Genomic DNA, 19,832 nt, shown 5'->3' with positions numbered 1-19,832 from the left:
CTAGCACCAACCACGCGAGCGTCCGAGTGGAAAAGGACGCAAGGGAGACGGGTATGGATATCGACGAGATCATCGAGAAGGCCGGTGGCGCCGAGGCGCTGGCGAGCCTGACCGGCGTTGGCACCGAAGCCATTCGCAAGTGGCGCCAGTCGCGTGCCATTCCCGGCAAACACTGGGCCGCATTGCTGCGCCTGCCCGGCATTTCCCTTTCGGACCTCGATCCGCAGACGCCTCAGGAGGAAACCCCGACAATGACAGAGACCTGCCCTGACGGCGCGAATGCCGCCCTCGTTCTTGCTGATGGCACCGTTTTGTGGGGCGTCGGCTTTGGCGCCCATACGGATGGCTCAGCTATTGGCGAGCTCTGCTTCAATACCGGCATGACCGGCTATCAGGAAACGCTCACCGACCCGTCCTTCGCCGGGCAGATCGTGACCTTCACCTTCCCCCATATCGGCAATGTCGGCACGAACGCCGAGGATGACGAGGCCCAGCGTGTGGCCGCGCGAGGCGTAGTGGTGAAGGAAGACGTCACCCTGCCCGCCAACTGGCGCTCGACCCAGAAGCTCGCGCAGTGGATGATCGGCCAAAACCTGCCTGGCATTGCCGGCATCGACACGCGTCTGATCACCCGCCGCCTGCGCGATGGCGGCCCGCAGACTGCCGTGCTCGCCTTCCCGAAGAATGGCCAGTTCGACCTCGCCGCCCTGCGCGCCCAGGCTGTCTCCTGGCCCGGCCTTGAAGGCATGGATCTGGCCAAGGACGTGACCTGCACCCAGAGCTACTCCTGGGAACTCGGCGTCTGGCAGAAGCCCGCAGCAGAGCGCAGCACGCGCCGTCGTGTGGTCGCTGTCGATTACGGCGCCAAGCGCAACATCCTGCGCTGCCTCGTGACCGCAGGCTGCGACGTGACCGTGGTGCCTGCCACGGCAACGGCCGAGGAAATCCTGCGGCACAACCCTGAAGGGGTGTTTCTCTCCAACGGCCCCGGCGACCCGGCGGCAACCGGCGTTTATGCGGTGCCCGCCATCAAGGGCGTGCTGGATGCCAATATCCCGATCTTTGGCATCTGCCTCGGTCACCAGCTTCTGGCGCAGGCACTTGGAGCGAAGACCTTCAAGCTGGAGCGCGGCCATCGCGGCGCGAACCAGCCGGTCAAGGACCTTGCGTCGGGCCGCGTGGAGATCACGAGCCAGAATCACGGCTTTGCGGTGGATGACAAATCCCTGCCCGAGGACGTGATCATCACCCATACTAGCCTGTTCGATGGCTCGAATGAGGGTATCCGCAGCACGAAGCTCGATGCCTTCTCGGTTCAGTATCACCCCGAGGCCAGCCCCGGCCCGTCGGATTCATTCTATCTCTTCGAGCGTTTCGTCGCGCTCATGGACAAGAAGGCAGCCTGATCCATGCCGAAACGTACAGATATCTCGTCGATCCTCATTATCGGCGCTGGCCCTATCGTGATCGGTCAGGCCTGTGAATTCGATTACTCCGGCACGCAGGCCTGCAAGGCGCTGAAAGAGGAAGGCTATCGCGTCATCCTCATCAACTCCAACCCGGCCACCATCATGACCGATCCGGGTCTGGCCGATGCCACCTATGTCGAGCCGATCACCCCGGAATTCGTCGAGCGCATCATCCTCAAGGAAAAGCCTGACGCCGTTCTGCCGACAATGGGTGGTCAGACGGCGCTCAACGCCGCCATGGCGCTCGACAAGTCGGGCTTCCTTAAGAAGCATAATGTTGAGCTGATCGGCGCCAATGCTGAAGTCATCGACCGCGCCGAGGACCGTCAGAAATTCCGCGAGGCCATGGACGAAATCGGCGTAGAATCCCCGCGCAGCACCATCGCCCACACGCTCGAAGAAGCCCGCGCGGCGCTGGAATCAGTGGGCCTGCCCGCCATTATCCGCCCTTCCTTCACCATGGGCGGCGCCGGTGGCGGCATTGCCTATAACCGTGAGGAATTCGACCAGATCGTGGCTGGCGGTCTCGATGCCTCCCCCACAACCGAGGTTCTAATCGAGGAATCCGTGCTGGGCTGGAAGGAATTCGAGATGGAGGTCGTCCGCGACAAGGCAGATAACTGCATCATCGTCTGCTCCATCGAAAACATCGACCCGATGGGCGTGCATACGGGTGACTCCATCACCGTTGCCCCGGCCCTAACCCTGACCGACAAGGAATATCAGAAGCTCCGCGATATCTCGATCGCCTGTCTGCGCAAGATCGGTGTCGAAACCGGCGGGTCGAACGTGCAGTTCGGTATCAACCCCGATGATGGCCGTATTGTCGTCATCGAAATGAATCCGCGCGTGTCACGCTCCTCGGCGCTGGCCTCCAAGGCGACGGGTTTCCCCATTGCCAAGATCGCGGCGAAGCTGGCCGTGGGCTATACGCTGGACGAACTCGCCAACGATATTACCGGCACGACGCCTGCCAGCTTCGAGCCGACCATCGACTACGTTGTTGTGAAGATACCCCGCTTCACCTTCGAGAAATTCCCTGGTGCCCCCGCCCTGCTCTCGACCTCGATGAAGTCGGTGGGTGAAGCCATGTCGGTTGGCCGTTCCTTCGCCGAGGCCCTGCAGAAGGGTCTACGCTCGATGGAAACGGGGCTGACGGGACTCGATCCTGTCGAAGCACCGGGCGATGGCTCGCTTGATGCCTATCGCGCTGCACTTTCCGAGCCGCGCCCCGAGCGTATTCTCATGGCAGCACAGGCCATGCGCGCCGGACTTTCGCTTGAGGACATCAACGCCGCCTGCCGTTTCGAGCCGTGGTTCCTGCGCCAGCTTCATGACATCGTGGTGTCGGAAAACGAGATCGCCGCCAATGGCCTGCCGCAGGATGCCCGCAATCTGCGCCGCATCAAAGCGCAGGGCTTCTCCGACCGCCAGCTTGCCCGCCTGACGGGACAGAGCGTCGAGGAAGTGACGGCATTCCGCCTCCGGCTCGCTGTGACGCCCGCCTATAAGCGCATTGATACCTGCGCGGGCGAGTTCGCTTCTGACACGCCTTATCTCTACTCGACCTATGAAGGCGGGTTCGGTGTACCGGAATGCGAAAGCCGTCCGACAGACCGCAAGAAGATCGTCATCCTCGGTGGCGGTCCCAACCGCATCGGTCAGGGTATCGAATTCGATTATTGCTGCGTTCATGCCGCCTATGCGCTGCGTGAGGCCGGGTTCGAGACCATCATGGTCAACTGCAACCCCGAGACCGTCTCGACCGATTACGACACCTCGGATCGTCTCTATTTCGAGCCGCTGACCGATGAGGATGTGATCTCTCTCATCCGCACCGAGCAGGCTGGTGGCGAGATTCTGGGCTGCATCGTGCAATATGGTGGCCAGACCCCGCTGAAGCTGTCCCGTGCGCTGGAAGCCGCCGGCATCCCGTTGCTCGGCACCCCGGCTGACGCCATTGACCGTGCGGAGGACCGCGAGCGCTTCCAGGCCCTGCTGCGCAAGCTTGGCCTGCGCCAGCCCGAGAACGGCATCGCACGCACCCCGGGTGAGGCCGAGGCCGTGGCTGAAAAGGTTGGTTACCCTGTCGTGGTTCGTCCGTCCTATGTGCTGGGCGGCCGCGCGATGGAGATCGTTTACGACCCGGCGGGGCTGCAGCGTTACCTGCGCTCCACCCTTCTTCTGGCGGGTGCCGAAGTCGCCAATGGCCCGATCCTGCTCGATCGCTATCTGAACGACGCCATCGAAGCCGATGTGGACTGCATCTGCGACGGTCAGGATGTCTATGTTGCAGGCGTGATGGAGCATATCGAGGAAGCCGGGATCCATTCCGGTGACTCTGCCTGCTCGCTGCCGCCTTATACCCTCTCACCGGCTATCGTGACCGAGCTGAAAGCCCAGACCGAAGCCATGGCCCGTGAGCTTGGCATTGTGGGCCTGATGAACGTGCAATACGCCATCAAGGATCAGGAAGTCTTCGTGCTCGAGGTGAACCCTCGCGCCTCGCGTACGGTGCCCTTCGTTGCCAAGGCGACCGGCGTGCCGGTGGCCAAGATCGGGGCCTGCGTGATGGCAGGGGCCAAACTCTCGAGCTTCAAGCTCGATGGCGACGCCATCTCTCCGCACGTGGCTGTCAAGGAAGCTGTCTTCCCGTTCCATCGCTTTGCCGATACCGACACCATTCTTGGTCCGGAAATGCGCTCCACGGGTGAGGTTATCGGTCTCGACAGCAGCTTCGAGCGCGCTTTTGCGAAGTCGCAGCTTGGCGCCGGTGTGGTGCTGCCCCAGTCCGGTGCGGTGCTTCTTTCGGTGCGCGACGGTCACAAGACGCAGGTTCAGGCCCTTGGACGCAAGCTGATCGAAATGGGTTTCAGCATTCTCGCCACACGCGGCACGGCAGCCCGCCTTGAAGAGGCCGGTATTCCCGTCAAACGCGTGAACAAGGTGCTGGAAGGCCGCCCGAACTGCGTGGACGCCATCCGCTCGGGTGACGTGCAGCTGGTCATTAACACGGCGCAGGGCGCCCAGGCCGTGCGCGACAGCTTCGATATCCGTCGCTCCTCGCTGCTTGGCGGTGTGCCGCATTTCACCACCCTCGCCGGGGCGCGTGCGGCGATCTATGCCATTTCGGCCATCAAGGATGGCGGGCTGGATGTGGCGCCCCTTCAATCCTACTTCAAACGCGCTTTTTGAGACCACGAGGCTTTGTCCTTTTCCCCTACCCGGCTGTTTCAAGCCGGGTAGGGTGACGTGGCTCTGCCTCGCGCTGCGGAAAGGGGCTTGCCCCTTTCATCCCCGCTTTGAGGCCTTCGAGGCGGGATGCGACATCCTCAAGTCGCGGATTTTCGGAGGGCGGCCGCCTTTTGGCGCATTTCAGGGCAGAGCCCTGCTGCCTCCCCGAGATGATCAACTCTGTGCAAAACAGGCCCTCATTTCGAGGCTCGCCTTGAATTTACCCCCCGGAAGACCTAATTTATCTGATCAAATTGCGGGCGGGGATTGTCTCATGCCCATCCATGCCCCGTGCAGGGCCCTGGAACACTGTTGTTCCTAGGCGCTACGCGAGGGCTGAACTCGTTTTGGGGAATGCGCTGTGCAGAAGATTCCGATGACCGGTGAAGGTTTGACCCGTCTAGAAGATGAACTGCGTCGGCTGAAAAGCGAAGATCGTCCGGCCGTCATCCGCGCCATTGCCGAAGCACGCGCTCATGGCGATCTCTCGGAAAACGCCGAATATCATGCTGCACGCGATCGTCAGTCCTTCATCGAGGGGCGCGTTCTCGAACTCGAGGAACTGATTTCGACGGCTGAAGTCATCGACCCCTCGCAGCTCTCGGGTGACACCGTGAAATTCGGTGCTCATATCGAACTGGTCGATGAGGAAACGGACAAGGAGAGCAGCTATCAGATCGTGGGTGTCCACGAGGCTGATATCAAGCTGGGCCGCCTTTCTGTCTCCTCGCCGCTCGCCAAGGCGCTTATCGGCAAGTCGGTAGGTGACAGTGTGACCGTACCGACCCCGGGTGGCGACAAGAGCTACGAGATTCTGGCCGTCACTTTCAAATAAACGGATCAGCATCAGCACGGGCTGGCGTCTGGCGGTTTCGGACGGCCGGCCCCAAAGCAAGAAAAGAAGACCGTGTCCGAAAGCCTCACCCTCACCTTCGCCGATATCCTTGCCGCTCATGAGCGGATTGCCCCTCATATTGTGCGCACGCCCAGCATTCGCTGCGCGGCCCTGTGCAAGATGACGGGTGCCGATATCTGGCTGAAGCTCGAGAATCTGCAGGCTGTCGCCTCGTTCAAGGAGCGCGGTGCCGCCAACAAGCTGGCGCTGCTGAGCGACGAGGAGAAGAAACGCGGCGTGATTGCGGTCTCGGCAGGCAATCATTCTCAGGGCGTGGCCCGTCATGCCAGCCTGCTTGGCATTGACGCCACCATCGTCATGCCGCGCCATACGCCCTCGGCCAAGGTCGAGCGCACACGTGGCTGGGGCGCGCATGTCGTGACCGAGGGTGAGGATTTTGCCGAAGCCTCGATGGTGGCTGAGGCAATCCGCAAGGAGAACGGCCTCGTTCTGGTTCACCCGTTCAATGATGTAGCCATCATGGCGGGTCAGGGCACCTTCGCCATCGAATTGATCGAGGATAGCCCTGAGCTCGATTATCTGGTCCTGCCGATTGGCGGTGGCGGGTTGATCAGTGGTTCGGCCATCGCCTCGGCAGCGCTAAGCCCCAACACGAAGATCATCGGCGTGCAGGTCGAAAGTCATGCCTCACTCTCCGCCTTCCCCGAAGCGGCCGTACAGGCACGTGGTGGCTCCACCATTGCCGAAGGTATTGCGGTCATGCAGATCGGCAATACCTGCCTCGAGACGGTCAGCCCGCTTCTCGATCGTGTTCTGGTCGTCACTGAGCTTCAGGTGGAATCGGCCATTGCCCATCTGGCCGAACAGGCCAAGCAGGTCTCCGAGGGTGCTGGCGCGGCAGCTCTGGCGGCAGTGATGGCCTATCCCGAGCTCTTTAAGGACAAGCGGGTGGCCTTGCCGATTACGGGTGGCAATATTGGCACACGCATTTTCGCCAATACGCTACTCCGCGCCCTGCGCCGTGATGGCCGCCTGCTGTCGCTTACCCTTCAGATCCCTGATCGTCCCGGTGTGCTGGCTGATATCTCCACGCGCATCGGCAATGCTGGCGGCAATATCATCGAGGTCTCGCATCAGCGCCTCTTCGCCGCTCCTTCTGTGCAGACGGCGGAGCTGGAGATCATGATCGAAGCGCGCGATGGGGCTCATGCTGACCAGATCGAGGCCGATCTGCGCAGCCATTATCATCTGACGCGCGGCTGAACCTGCTGCCCGATTAGTGCGAGCGGGCCTCGGGCGAGAAATGGCTGGCCATCCAGTTCAGGCCATCTGACTGGTCGTAGTCGTCCGGGAGGGCATAAAGCGTTGCCAGAACGGCCCTGTCATAGGGAAGCATCTCCCCTGTCGGTCCCTCAAGGATCTCGCTCTGCGTGTATCTGAGCAGACTCCGGTCGTCGTAACCGTCGCGAAGATGCGGCGCCGCAAATGCAACGAGCGAGAGCAGATCACCCAGCATGCCCCAGGATTCATTTCTGAGGCGGTTGATATCGATGATGATCAGAACAATCGTCAGGTCCCGCCGGGTTGTCACATTCCCCAGAGCGCTATCCTCTACCGGCGCAGCATATCGAACCGGAAACCCCGATGGCATGATGATCGGCGGCATATCGCTCTTGTTGCGCATGGACGACGATGCCAGCCACCTGACAGCACGTGGTTTGAGAAACTGCCTGACCTCATCGCGGGTCGCTTCGACCTTGCTCTCCTGATATTCCTGCGCATTATCCAGACCGACGAACAGATCGGGGTTCAGTTTGTGTATTCCGGCAGCCAGCGCATCGGACTGGTCGGTAAAGAAGACAAAAAGCTGCTTCGCCCTGCAATCACGCGACAGAGACAGCCCCAGACTACTCCCTGTATTTTTGAGGTGAGAGAACAGCATTTTATCGAACTGCTCCTGCACGCCATGAATATCGACGCATACCTGCTGATGCCATCGTGGCAGCGTGTCGAACTGACGTTCCCCCAGTTCGAAAATCAGATGATCCTCAAGAGCGTCATGGGTCATGCCATGCACGGTCAGATGCTCCTGACAAAAAGCAGGATTTCCGGCCGACAGCCCCGTCAACCCGACAACAGCCAGGATAGCAAAGCGACGTGACAGGATAGCAGTACGCATGACCTCTCCCGAAGAACGGACGTGACAAACTGTATCATCCGTCTCGAGCAAGAAAAGACGCTGGCATACTGCAGTGCGATCACATATCGATTATTTCAACAGAGCGAGCGGGCATCTCTCATCGTTCCATCCGACCTGCTTCGAAATGAACAGGCCGGATCGATCACCCGCCATTGCGCAGGACTTCAGCCCTGCACGAAGCCCTCACGCTTCAGTACCGCAATGGCCGCGCGGATACGATGGCCATAGGTATGTTCCTCCATCGTGCGCGCCTGAGCACGGCGCGCCATCTCGATGCAGAGCGGCGTGTCGTTGATATAGCGGGCCACCAGACGATCAAAATCGATCTTGTTCGAGAAGGTCGGAATCTCATCGGCCGTGAAGTAGCGGCGCAGTTCATAGGTATCCTCATGGAATACCTGGAAAGCACCTGCAGCAGCGGCCTCGAAGGTACGCGGACCGGGCGTCGAGGGTGAAATCATGAAGCGCTTGTTTTCGAAATGGAGCGAGCGGCCCAGATTGAGCACAAGCTTGGAGCGACGATACAACTCGATAAGCTGTGCCTTCTCGATGCGCGCATCCGAGAAACCGATACCAAACTCACCCCAGCCTGGACCAATGATCTTGATATTCAGGTTGCGGAGCGTGGGCATCAGGTTGCGCACAATATCCTTGCGGCTCGTGAAGGCCACACCGCAGAAAAGGACATCGATCGATTTTTCCACATCCGCCTCGATCGGCGCATAATGCAGCTTGCGGCTGGCTGCGAGCGGCAGATGATAGACACGCTCGCGCTGATAGAAATTGTGCCCCCAGCGGTCGCAGGAGAAGATGACATCGAAGTCATCCGTGATGCGATAATTGGCGTCCTGCTCGTAGGGGTCTTCTGTTGCCCAGAAAACGGTCGTCGCCCCGATCTTCTTGGCCTCGCGACAGACCTCACCGAAATAGGTGCTCTCGGGGAGATAGGAGCCTATAGCAAAGACGATGGTCGGCTGAATACGCTCCACTGCTGCTGCGGCACCGCTGATATGCACGGCGACAACATTTTCCTCGCCAAAGCACTCGGCCCAACCATCCATGATGGATTCACGTATCTGCGCATTGGCCTGCGACTCATAGCGTCCGCCACTGCAAACGAGAACACGCTGCGTCTTGCCAGCAGCCTTGGATCCCGCGTTTTTCTTCTCTGCTGACATGGTCTTACCGTCCATTCCTCGTTTCGGGCCGGGGGGCGTCCCCCGCACCCATTATCAGACGCGGCAGCCTCAGGGCGCCACACTCGCTTCGATAATCGTCTCCAACGCGTGACTGAATCGCGCCGGGCTGCAATCACGTTCCACGGCCCGCAAAGCCCCGGAGCGGATCATTTTCCATTTTTCGCCATTTTCGTAGAGCTCTGCGAGGGCGAAGGCGAAGGCGAGCGGATCCTCACTCGAGGCACTGATCAGCTCGGCGCCGTCGGCCCAGCCCATCTGACTGGCAAGCAGACGCGTAGCCATGACAGGCAGGCCATACGAGGCTGCTTCATGCACCTTGTACGGAAGGCCACCAGCATATCGGGTCGGCGCCACGAAAACCCTGTGCGACGCGTAGAGGGGCCTCAGGTCATCCACGGGGCCAAGCCAGTTCACCCGCCTCGCACAACGCAGTGCCGACACATCAAGCGCCGGATTGACGAAACCGGCGACCGTGAGCCGCACATCGTCGGGGAGATGTTCGTCCATTTCGGGCAGCACATCATTGATCAGCCAGAAAAGGCTGTCGAAATTGGGCGCATCCTTATCATGCAGAGCGCCGACGAACAGAATGTCACGCCGGTCCTCGAAACCGCGTGGATCCGGGCGCGTCGTCAAGGCATGGCCTAAAATCGACACGTTCTCATATCCGGCGTCCCGCACCAGGGCCGCATCATGCTCCGAAACGACCACAATGCGTTGGCAGTAATGCGCTGCCTCAAGCTCGCGCGACACCATCTCGCCCAGAGGCAGGAGCTTTTCCTTTGGCGGGTGGAAGCGCGCTTTGGCAATCGCTCTCGGTGCCGCAATCACCTCGGTATCGAGCACGACGCTGTCAACGGGCAGATGGCGGCTCTGTTCGGTAAGCACGGGAAGAAGACGTGTCAGATTATGGGTGCGCCCAATCCAAATAACATCATAATAGCCCGCTCGTTCCTCGATAAATGCATTGAGATCGCCGAGATCACTATGCGCCATGAGTTCCACATCATCCGGGAAGTTGGTCGCCAGATCGAGATGGCTCGCAGGTCTCGGCAACACCGGGAACACCGTGACCTGCAAGCCAAGACGGCTCATGGCCCAGACCAGATCATTGGAGCGGACATATCCCGAGCCCAGCGAACGCAGGGGGATACGATCCTCAATGAACAGGACGCGACACCGGGCACCACGATGGGAACGGGCCAGAACGGCATTACGCACATGGGCAGGAAGCTGCTGCCTCAGATATTCCTGATGCTGCTTGCCAAAGATGCGATGATTGATCTGGATCTGCGCATGCGAGCCCGCATTGCCAGCACTGCCGAATTCGAGATGCTCGACCACGACACCGGGATCGTAGACGATGCGCTTGCCAGAGCGCACGATACGCAGGCAGAAGTCGGTGTCCTCGAAATAGGCGGGACGATAGATCGTGTCATAGCCGTTGAGGGCGCGGGCGATTGCGCTGCGGACCATAAGAAAGGCCGCCGAGCAGTAATCGACATCGCGAACGAAATTCGCCTCAGGGATCGTGGGATTGTCCTGGCGGCGGTAGCCATAGGTCGCACCGTCGCGCCAGATGATCGACCCGGCTTCCTGGAGCCACATATTGCTGCGGATCAGCTTGGCACCGACAGCCGCAATGTCCTCTGACACATGCAGCCGCGAAAGCGCATTGCTGATCGCGTGGGGATACAGACGCAGATCGTTGTTGAGATAGAGCAGAACCGGCGCACGCACCTCGGCCAGTGCTGCGTTGCACCCGTCGAGATACCCGATGTTGTAGCGATAGCGCATGATTTTGGCACCACGCACGACGTGCTCGATCCGGGTCGTCTCGTCGCTCGATGCCGAATCAACCAGAATAAGCTGGATTGCGCCGGGATAATTCGCCCGCAGCGATGCCAGCGCCTGCATGGTCAGCGCATATTTATCGTGCAGCACCATGATGACAGAGAGCTCGGGCTCGCCCTCAAAATGGAAATCCGGGGCGTGACGGGTGATGATACGCTGCTGCAATGCGGCTTCGGCTTCGAAGAGCCTGCGTGTCTGCTCCTCGGTCGGCGGCGCAACGTCACTCTGCTCACCATATCTCAGGCGCTGGGCCACCCAGCATGAGTAGACGCTGTCATAAAGCCCGGCATCGAGTAATGCCCGTATCTCAGGCTTTTCGCCAAAGACGCGCAGGTTGATACCCTCGGCCGGGCGGCGGCCTTCCCTCGCCCCGAACCTGACAAAATGCTCATAGCCATTACGAAACGAGCCGTTATCGATACTCGGCGCCACATCGGCATGGACCCGCAGATAATACAGGTCGTCGAAGAAAGCCTGGGGGTTGAACTGTCGCGGCGTCAGATTGGTCAGATAGTGATGCAGGGCCGATACATAACGTCCGGCACTGATCTCCCGATCAACCTCAGGATAACGCTCACGATACCAGACCGGATCGAAATACCAGGACACGCGATGATGGTCTGCAATCGCGGGTGTGTCGAAAGCGAGAGCCGCGAACAGGCCACGCGTTGCGCCAGTCTCAACCGGGGCCTCGACCGCAAGCCGCGCAACAGCCTCCGGATCGACAAACCAGTGGCTGGCAAGCCCGTCCACATCACCGATCTCGAGGAAATGATCATATCCATTGATATAGAAGCCACTCGACAGTGATGCGTCGAGCAGACTGCCATTGCGTGCCCGGTAATAGGTCTCGGAAAACAGCCAATGCGGCGCATGGGTTGCAAAACCCTCCGCGCAATAATGGTCAAAGCCAGAGGCCAGCTCACCGCGACAGATTTCGGCATAGATCTCGGGATAGGCCTGACGATACCAGCCCTCATCGAAATAGCGATTAGGAGAAAACCCGAAGGATTTCCCGATCGTTTCGTAATGCTCGGTCGCGTCACGCAAGCCGTTGGTGGCGATTTCCTCAGCCGCCTCGGGATGAAGACCGAGATACCAGTCTTCATCAACCTGACGCCATTTGGGGATGCGCTCATGCTGCATGAGAAGATCTTTCCCGCGTGTCAGAGAGCAGGCTCGGACGCGTGGCGTGCCTCGATGCTGTCATTGACCTGGGCTACAACAGCCTCGGTGACATCCCTGTGCTCGACGGAGGTGACGATACCATCGGCCACATTGACCACCACATCCAGCGGCTTCACCCCCACCATTTCACCGATCGTATTCACCAGACACAGACGATAGCTGCCAGCCAGTTCCGCAGCATAGCCCGAGGCGACCGAGAGCCAGCCCTCGAAGCCGACGCAGAGCGGTGCATCGGCAAAGATCGTCTTCACGTCGTGACGCAGGAAGCGGTTGAGCGCGAAGAAGAACACGTCATTCTCTGCTTCACCAACGAGAGCGACCGACATGGTCCCGGCGCGCTCCACCTGGCGCAAGAAGCCCCAGCCACGGATGAACAGATTGCCATCTTCGGTCAGCAGAGGCGCCGGGTCACCAATGAGGCCGCTCAGTGAATCGATATAGTGCTGGAAATCGTTCGGCGCACGATGCGTGGTCATCTCACGATTGAGGCGGCTCAGCTTGATGCCGCGCAGATGCCCATCCGCATGAGAAACGCGTGTGAAATCAGCCATGATCTGGTCGTTGGACGGGCGCTCGACCTGGATCTCGTTGATCTTGCCATCCTTGACCGCAATCTCGACCGAGGTGACCATGAAAGCGCCGGACCCGTTGACGATATTGACCAGCGCCACACGGAAGCGTCCTTCACACCATTTGCCGCGCAGGGCAGCCTGACCGGCGAAACCCGAGCGACGCGGTGCGTTGGGGTAAATCGATACGACATCCCCACGCGCCTCGCGAGAGCAGGGCAGGAAGATCATCGGGGTGTCATCATCACCAATCAGGACGGCATACATCGACCCTGCGGAGCTGACGCCCGGCAGAACATGCCAGCCGCGAATATGGAATTCATACGAACCGGCAAAATCCTCCGGCTCGTTATCGGCCAGAACGAAATGGCAGACGTCGTCGATGTAATATTCAGCGCCCTGGATCGAGTACCAGTCCGTAACGGTCTCGGGCAGTTCCACTGACAGATCGCGAATGGTTGGCGGATCGAAGATATGACGCGGCGGGGCCTGATGACGCCACGACGCATGGGGCAGCAGATGAACCTGCCCGGCATCGATCTGCATCTCAGCCGTGCCAAGCTCGCGAACCGGGGCCGCTTCACGATAGACGTCACGCATGTCGTCAGCATAGGTTTCGGCCTGGGTCCAGAGCGCGGGCGAGATATTGCCCATGATCTTGCGGCGGATACCCTCGCAGGAGCGGAGCAGTTCGAGGCGCTCGAGCACCATGTTGGCGCGACCGATCGGCACCTTGAATCCGTTGACGCCATCCTTCACGCGGTCGCCCAGAGCACCGACATCGGTGACGATGGGAATGAGACCGTTCTGCCAGGCCTCCGAGAGCGAGATGCAATAGGTTTCGGGCCAGATCGACAGGTTGAGCGCAACATCGGCCACCTGCAATGCGGCAATATCACCCGCCGTATAACGACCATACACCTTCACGTTCGGGCGCGGCTTGCCGTTGATCACCGCGTCATATTCCGGATGGATATAACCGAAGATATGGAACTCGAAATGATCGGGATGGGCAATCTCGATCAGATTGAGAATGGTATCGGCGCCCTTGGTGCGCAGGAAGTTGCCGACAATCGCGACCCTGAGCGGACGTTCACCCAGCGGTTCATACGCCTTGGGCACGATGGGGATCGTGTTCTCGGGGGAAGGGATACCAAGGATCAGGCTGCTTTTCTGATTCAGGATCGGATAGATCTCATGCGTCAGGTTGCGCGAGTGTTCGGTTCCGAACAGGATGAGATCGACCGAGTGAAGCATCTTGGCGATAAAGGCCCGACGGGTCTGCTCACCGCCATATTCGATGTTCTCGGCGACCTTCAGAATGATGTCGCTGGCCACAACCGACTTCACCTCATCCTCGACGTAACGAAGATCCTGGTTCAGCAGGTTATAACGCGACGAGATCAGCCAGAAATCATGAGCCGAGAACACCACGCCCGCGCCGCAGGCCTTGGCGATGATCGGCAGCGACAGGGCGTGATGGCCCAGATGCTGGAAATGCACGATATCGAAATTATACTGGCTGATGGCATTGGAAAACGCCATTTCTTCCGGACCATCGCACATGGCGTCCATCCAGCCCACTTCCGGCACGTCGTAACGCTCGACTTCCTGCCCGTTTGCCGTGGTCAGGCGGCAATGCGTGCCGCGACGGAGCCAGTAGAAGAACTCGATTTCACGACCCAGCATCGAGCACAGGGTCTGCTGATAGACCTCGACGCCGCCCCAGGCTGCTTCATGGATGGTGGAGTGCGTGCACATCAGAACGCGCAGACGGCGACGGCGCGGGGCAATCTCGCTGCCCGGCTTTGTCCGCCCGAAATTCGCCTTCGTGACCTCAGCCATGAAGCGGAGGCGATGTTCGTAGAGATGCCCCTCCTGCACGGAGGTCTGGGCTGCCACCGCAGCCTTGCGGCGCAGTTCGCGATCATTCAGCAACGCTGCGACCGCACTCACCACGCCATCGACATCGCGTGCAAGGAACGTACCCTCGACCTCGGCAAAGTACTTAGTGTCCATGCTTTCGGGTGCTTCGACAACCTGCGCAGCACCGGCAAGACCAAGCTCATAAAAACGCGGTCCCGGAGCCGTTGCCTGGCTCACGTCACCGTGGCTGGCATAGTCGCGGAACATGGTCAGCGTCACGGCGCTGGCATTGGCGAAGTCGATGAAAGCCTCGTGGCTCACCGGGCGCTGAATGGCCAGTTCCGCCAGATCAGCAGGGAGCGGCGGCAGATACTCATTGCCGGGGCAGATCAGCTTGAGGCGGGCCTGCGGAAAGGCTGCGATGATCCGGCGCAGCGTCTCGACGCGGTTGGGCCACATCGTCCCTGCGAAGAAGATATCGTAATCGAGCGCCTCGGCATCCTTGACGTCGCGATGATGGATCGTGCGGCTGGCACCGAGCGGCAGATAGAACCCCTTGCCACGATAATGCTCGGCACAGGACGGATCGTTGGTGAAGACGTAATCGAAAAGATGGGAGTTCTCGACATTGAAATCCCGCATGAAGGGGTCTTCAAACGTCCAGAGGATCATCGTCTTGAAAGCAGGACGGATGCGCCGCATGAGCTGCGTATTGATACGCTGGCCGTCAATACAAATAAGCGTGTCATGCTCGCCTGACGCAGCCGCAGCGGCCAGGGTCATGTTATCAGCAAGCAAGATCTGGTCATGGCCGAACAATGCCCGTGCAGCACGCTCGACCGCGAGGGTCAGGTACGAATTCGGGTTATGGGTGTAGTTCGTATTGTAGATAACAGCCATGAAATCCCCACCTGCACATCTCGTCAATAAACGGGGCAATCCCCGTCCATCCATTGATCTGCCTTTAACCTAATCGCCGGTCGGGAAAAAGTGTTCGCGAGTGAATTTATAATTAAGTTGAGTGTCAGTTTAACAAGAAAAAATAAAAGGGCTGCCGAAGCAGCCCTTTCATAGTGTTTCTGCGTTTTGACGACAGATTACACTTCGGTATTACGACGACGAATAGCAGCGCCGAGGATGTCACCGAGCGATGCACCGCTATCGGACGAACCGTATTCGTTGATGGCTGCCTTGTCTTCCTCGACCTCACGGCCGCGGATGGTCAGGGCCAGCTTGCGCGAAGCGCGATCAACGGACACAACCTTCGCATCGACCTTCTCGCCAACCGCGAAGCGCTCAGGGCGCTGCTCGGCCTTGTCACGAGCCAGTTCGGCGCGGCGGATGAAGCCGGTCAGGACGTCGTCCACCTTCACTTCGATGCCGTTGGTCTGAACCGACGTCACGAGGCAGGTCACGATGTCGCCCTTGTGGACGCGCGACAGGGTATCGGCTGCAGGGTCTTCCTGAAGCTGCTTGATACCGAGCGAGATGCGCTCCTTCTCAGGATCCACATCGAGCACCTTGGCCTGAACGACCTGACCCTTCTCGAACTTCGCCATGGCTGCTTCGCCGGCTTCGTCCCAGGAAAGATCAGACATGTGCACCATGCCGTCGATGTCGGCAGAGAGACCCACGAACAGACCGAATTCGGTGATGTTGCGGATTTCGCCTTCGATGGTCGAACCGACCTTGTGCTCTTCGGCGAACTGCTCCCACGGGTTGCGCTGAACCTGCTTCAGGCCGAGCGAGATACGACGCTTGGCGCTATCCACGTCGAGAACCATGACGTCGACTTCCTGCGAGGTCGCGACAAGCTTGCCCGGATGGACGTTCTTCTTCGTCCAGGACATCTCGGAAACGTGTACCAGACCTTCAACGCCGGGCTCGAGTTCAACGAATGCACCGTAGTCGGTGATGTTCGTGACGCGACCGGAGTAGCGGGCACCCGGCGGATACTTGATCGCCACGTTCTCCCACGGATCAGCCTCAAGCTGCTTCATGCCCAGCGAGATACGCTGCGTGTCGGAGTTGAAGCGGATGACTTGAACGCGAACCGGCATGCCGATCTGCAGGGCTTCGGACGGGTGGTTGATACGCTTCCAGGCAATGTCGGTGACATGCAGGAGGCCATCGACGCCGCCGAGGTCAACGAACGCACCGTAATCGGTGATGTTCTTGACGACGCCATCAAGGATCATGCCTTCCTTCAGGCCCTGGATCAGCTCGGAGCGCTGCTCTGCACGGGTCTCTTCAAGAACGGCACGACGCGAGACAACGATGTTGCCACGAGCGCGATCCATCTTGAGGATCTGGAAAGGCTGGGGCTGGCCCATGAGCGGAGCAACATCGCGCACGGGGCGGATATCGACCTGGCTGCCCGGAAGGAACGCCATGGCGCCGCCGAGATCAACCGTGAAGCCGCCCTTGACGCGACCATAGATCGTGCCGTTGACGCGCTGGTTGTTCGCGAATGCACGCTCGAGCGAGGTCCATGCCTCCTCACGACGGGCCTTCTCGCGCGACAGCACGATGGAGCCGTCACGGTCTTCGTAGCGCTCGACATAAAGCTCGATCACGTCGCCCGGACGCACGTCAGGCGCGGTGCCCGGCGGTCCGAATTCCTTGAGCGAGACGCGACCTTCGCTCTTGAGGCCGACATCGACAATCGCATACTCGTCCGTCAGACGGATAACGCGACCGGTGACAACCGAGCCGTCAAAGCCCGTGTCCTGGCCGAGGGTCTCGTCGAGAAGAGCAGCAAAGTCTTCGACGGTGTTGGTGGCTGAAGCCATGTGTTTTCGTAATCCTGGGCCGATCGTGAAGACCGGGCCAATGTCTGCGCCCGACATCTTGGCCGGACGGCTTGCTCGATGATCCTGGGCCACCCATGAGCCTTCAGGGAAAGATCGCCCGCAAGGCGCGGGAGAACGGATAGCGCAGGTGGCGTTACGCTGCCCGTGGTCAGACACCCGCAGCGGGGTGCTTGTCAACAAAAACCTGTATTTCCGGGCCGAAATCGGGTGCGAGCTCTCGACTCCGTCTCAGATCGCAAGTGCCGCCGATCATGCCGTTCAGTCATGCGCCGCGTATGAAGTCGAACACCTGTAGGCACAGGGGTGCTTTCGCGCTGCAGGACGCCCCGGCGATGGTATGAGTGCGATGACGGTGCAAGAAAGCGATCCGTGCACAGAAGGCGTCCGATGCGTCCCTACCCGTCATCTATCTGCCGGGAACAGGGTCGAAGGACAAAGCCCCCTACCCGCCCCGGCCAGATTGCAGGCTTCCGGCGCAGGCCGGAAAACGAGACCTGACGATCGACAGGGCGTGGGCCAGAACAGCCCCGGCATCCATGTCATCTGTTTCAATCAGAACGGCATCATCAGCCTGACGGAGCGGAGAAACCGGGCGCTCCGCATCCTTCTGGTCGCGTGCGCTGATTTCTGCCGTCAGGGCAGAAAGCGCGCTTTCATCACGGGCGCCTGTCCCATGAAGCTGCTGGTAGCGACGCAGGGCACGGACCCCGGCGCTGGCAGTGACAAAAAACTTGAGGTCGGCATCGGGGAAAACCACCGTGCCAATATCGCGCCCATCAATCACCGCACCGCTGGCTGTCGCAAACTCGCGCTGACGCCGAAGCAGGGCGGAGCGTACAGGGGGCTGTGTGGCTACCGAACTTGCGCCGCGATCGATTTCCGGCACACGCAGGTCATCACGCAGCAGATCTTCGGGCTGGAGCGCCTGCGCCGTCTGCTCGCCGCTATCGGCAGCCGGGTCCAGTCCCTTGAGGATCATCTGACGGGCGACAGCGCGATAAAGCAGCCCTGTATCCAGATGAGGCAGCCTCAGTGCCGCAGCAAGCGCTTTGGCCAACGTCCCCTTGCCCGCCGCAGCCGGGCCATCAACAGCAATGATAAGGCGCATCAGAGCGCAGCCCCCAGAGCCGTCATAAGCGACACGAAGCCGGGGAAACTCGTATTGATGAAGCCGGTGTCATCCACCATCACGGGCTTCTCCGCAGCAAGGCCGAACACGATGGCACTCATGGCCAGACGATGGTCCATACGTGTCTCCACCAGACCGCCCCCCAGCCCTTCAGCGCCACCGCGTCCCTCGATGATCATGTCATCACCCTCGACACGTACCGTTGCGCCATTGGCCTTGAGCAGCGCCACAGTGGCAGAAAGGCGGTCGCTCTCCTTCACGCGCAGTTCTTCAAGACCGCGCAGGCGCGATGTGCCGGTGGCAAACGCACAGGCCACAGCCAGCACGGGATATTCATCGATCATGGAGGGCGCGCGATTGGCCGGCACGTCGATACCTTGCAGGGCAGAGGCACGCACCACGAGATCACCGACGGGCTCGCCACCCTCGATGCGCTCATTCTCGATCTCGAGCGATGCGCCCATCTCACGCAATGTGGTGAACAGACCGGTGCGCAAGGGGTTCAGCCCGATACCGGGCAGTCGGACTTCCGAGCCGGGAACGAGGCAGGCCGCCACGATGGGGAACGCCGCAGATGACGGATCAGCCGGCACGACAACATCGCGGGCAGCAAGACGTGCAGGTCCCTGCAGGGTGATGATACGACCACCTGTCGGGGTCAGCCCTACCTCAACCTCGACGCCGAAATGGCGCAGCATGTTCTCGGTGTGATCGCGCGTCGCCACGGGCTCCTCCACCTTGGTCCTGCCCGTTGCATTGAGCCCGGCCAGCAGAATAGCGGATTTCACCTGCGCTGAGGCAACCGGCAGGCGATAGGCAATCGATGCAGCCTCACCCGTGCCGATGATGGCCATCGGAAGCTTTTCGCCATGTCTGGTGGCAAAACAGGCCCCGTTGGCCGAGAGCGGCTGCGTAACGCGGCGCATGGGACGACTGCGCAGGCTGGCATCGCCCGTCATGAAGCTGGTGATGGCGTGGCTGGACAGGATACCTGACAAGAGGCGGGCGGCCGTGCCGGAATTGCCCATATCAAGCACGTCGTCCGGCTCATTCAGCGCACCGACCCCCTTGCCCTCGATGACCCAGCGATCCGTCTCTCGGGTGATTGTGGCACCGAGGGCGCGCATGGCATCGGCCGTGCGCAGCACATCCTCACCTTCCAGCAGGCCGGTTACGATAGTACGCCCACTGGCAAGAGACGCCAGCATCAGGGCGCGATGGCTGATCGACTTGTCGCCGGGCACACGAATCGAACCCCGAAGCGGGCCAGGATTGCGCGCTACGGAAAGAGGAATGACGGGGGCGGAGGGATGATGTTCCATGATAGCGTTCATTCCGATGCGAGCCCCCTTCCTGTCAATTGCTGAGACCGGTTTCACGTCAGGTTTTGACATCAAAATCCCCGATGGCATTTGACATTGCGGGCACAAGCTGGCATGGCCCCGTGCTTCGCGG

11 protein-coding genes are annotated in these 19,832 nt (G+C 60.2%); 4 read left to right on the top strand and 7 right to left on the bottom strand.

Translation table 11 applies throughout. The features are described 5' to 3' along the window. The first annotated feature begins 53 nt into the window (after window positions 1-53). From carA to P792_RS23100, 4 genes are all read left to right on the top strand, one after another. Window positions 54-1,406, top strand: coding sequence for a glutamine-hydrolyzing carbamoyl-phosphate synthase small subunit (gene carA / locus P792_RS23115; protein ID WP_023977637.1), 1,353 nt, complete (start codon window positions 54-56; stop codon window positions 1,404-1,406). 3 nt (window positions 1,407-1,409) lie between these two features. Further along, window positions 1,410-4,664 carry a carbamoyl-phosphate synthase large subunit gene (gene carB / locus P792_RS23110; protein WP_023977636.1) on the top strand — a complete coding sequence of 1,085 codons (3,255 nt, stop codon included), beginning with the start codon at window positions 1,410-1,412 and terminating at the stop codon, window positions 4,662-4,664. Between the two features lie 400 nt (window positions 4,665-5,064). Beyond that, entirely contained in the window at window positions 5,065-5,538 is a 474-nt protein-coding gene (greA, locus tag P792_RS23105; RefSeq protein ID WP_031240013.1) for a transcription elongation factor GreA, read from the top strand. A 72-nt stretch (window positions 5,539-5,610) separates the two neighbouring features. Then, window positions 5,611-6,822, top strand: coding sequence for a threonine ammonia-lyase (locus tag P792_RS23100; RefSeq protein ID WP_023977634.1), 1,212 nt, complete (start codon window positions 5,611-5,613; stop codon window positions 6,820-6,822). 13 nt (window positions 6,823-6,835) lie between these two features. On the opposite strand, the gene P792_RS23095 is transcribed toward P792_RS23100, so the two are convergent. From P792_RS23095 to aroA, 7 genes are all read right to left on the bottom strand, one after another. Beyond that, entirely contained in the window at window positions 6,836-7,738 is a 903-nt protein-coding gene (locus P792_RS23095; protein ID WP_023977633.1) for a hypothetical protein, read from the bottom strand. Between the two features lie 185 nt (window positions 7,739-7,923). Beyond that, window positions 7,924-8,937 (bottom strand): glycosyltransferase, encoded by a 1,014-nt coding sequence (locus tag P792_RS23090; protein WP_031240011.1) that lies wholly within the window; start codon window positions 8,935-8,937, stop codon window positions 7,924-7,926. A 69-nt stretch (window positions 8,938-9,006) separates the two neighbouring features. Then, window positions 9,007-11,958, bottom strand: a complete 2,952-nt coding sequence (locus tag P792_RS23085) for a glycosyltransferase (protein ID WP_023977631.1) — start codon at window positions 11,956-11,958, stop codon at window positions 9,007-9,009. Between the two features lie 20 nt (window positions 11,959-11,978). Continuing rightward, window positions 11,979-15,335 carry a glycosyltransferase gene (locus P792_RS23080; RefSeq protein WP_023977630.1) on the bottom strand — a complete coding sequence of 1,119 codons (3,357 nt, stop codon included), beginning with the start codon at window positions 15,333-15,335 and terminating at the stop codon, window positions 11,979-11,981. A gap of 197 nt (window positions 15,336-15,532) precedes the next feature. Beyond that, window positions 15,533-17,227 (bottom strand): 30S ribosomal protein S1, encoded by a 1,695-nt coding sequence (rpsA, locus tag P792_RS23075; protein ID WP_023977629.1) that lies wholly within the window; start codon window positions 17,225-17,227, stop codon window positions 15,533-15,535. Window positions 17,228-17,690: 463 nt separating this feature from the next. Continuing rightward, window positions 17,691-18,356 carry a (d)CMP kinase gene (cmk, locus tag P792_RS23070; RefSeq protein WP_023977628.1) on the bottom strand — a complete coding sequence of 222 codons (666 nt, stop codon included), beginning with the start codon at window positions 18,354-18,356 and terminating at the stop codon, window positions 17,691-17,693. Continuing rightward, on the bottom strand, window positions 18,356-19,699 hold the full coding sequence (aroA, locus tag P792_RS23065) for a 3-phosphoshikimate 1-carboxyvinyltransferase (protein WP_023977627.1): 1,344 nt from the start codon (window positions 19,697-19,699) through the stop codon (window positions 18,356-18,358). The genes cmk and aroA overlap by 1 nt, the downstream gene beginning before the upstream one ends. Between the last annotated feature and the right edge of the window lie 133 nt (window positions 19,700-19,832).

Source organism: Asaia sp. SF2.1, from assembly GCF_000505765.1.
Classification (GTDB): Bacteria; Pseudomonadota; Alphaproteobacteria; order Acetobacterales; family Acetobacteraceae; genus Asaia; species Asaia bogorensis.
The sequence above is the reverse complement of the archived record's forward strand: the minus strand, read 5'-3'. Positions and strand labels throughout refer to the sequence as shown.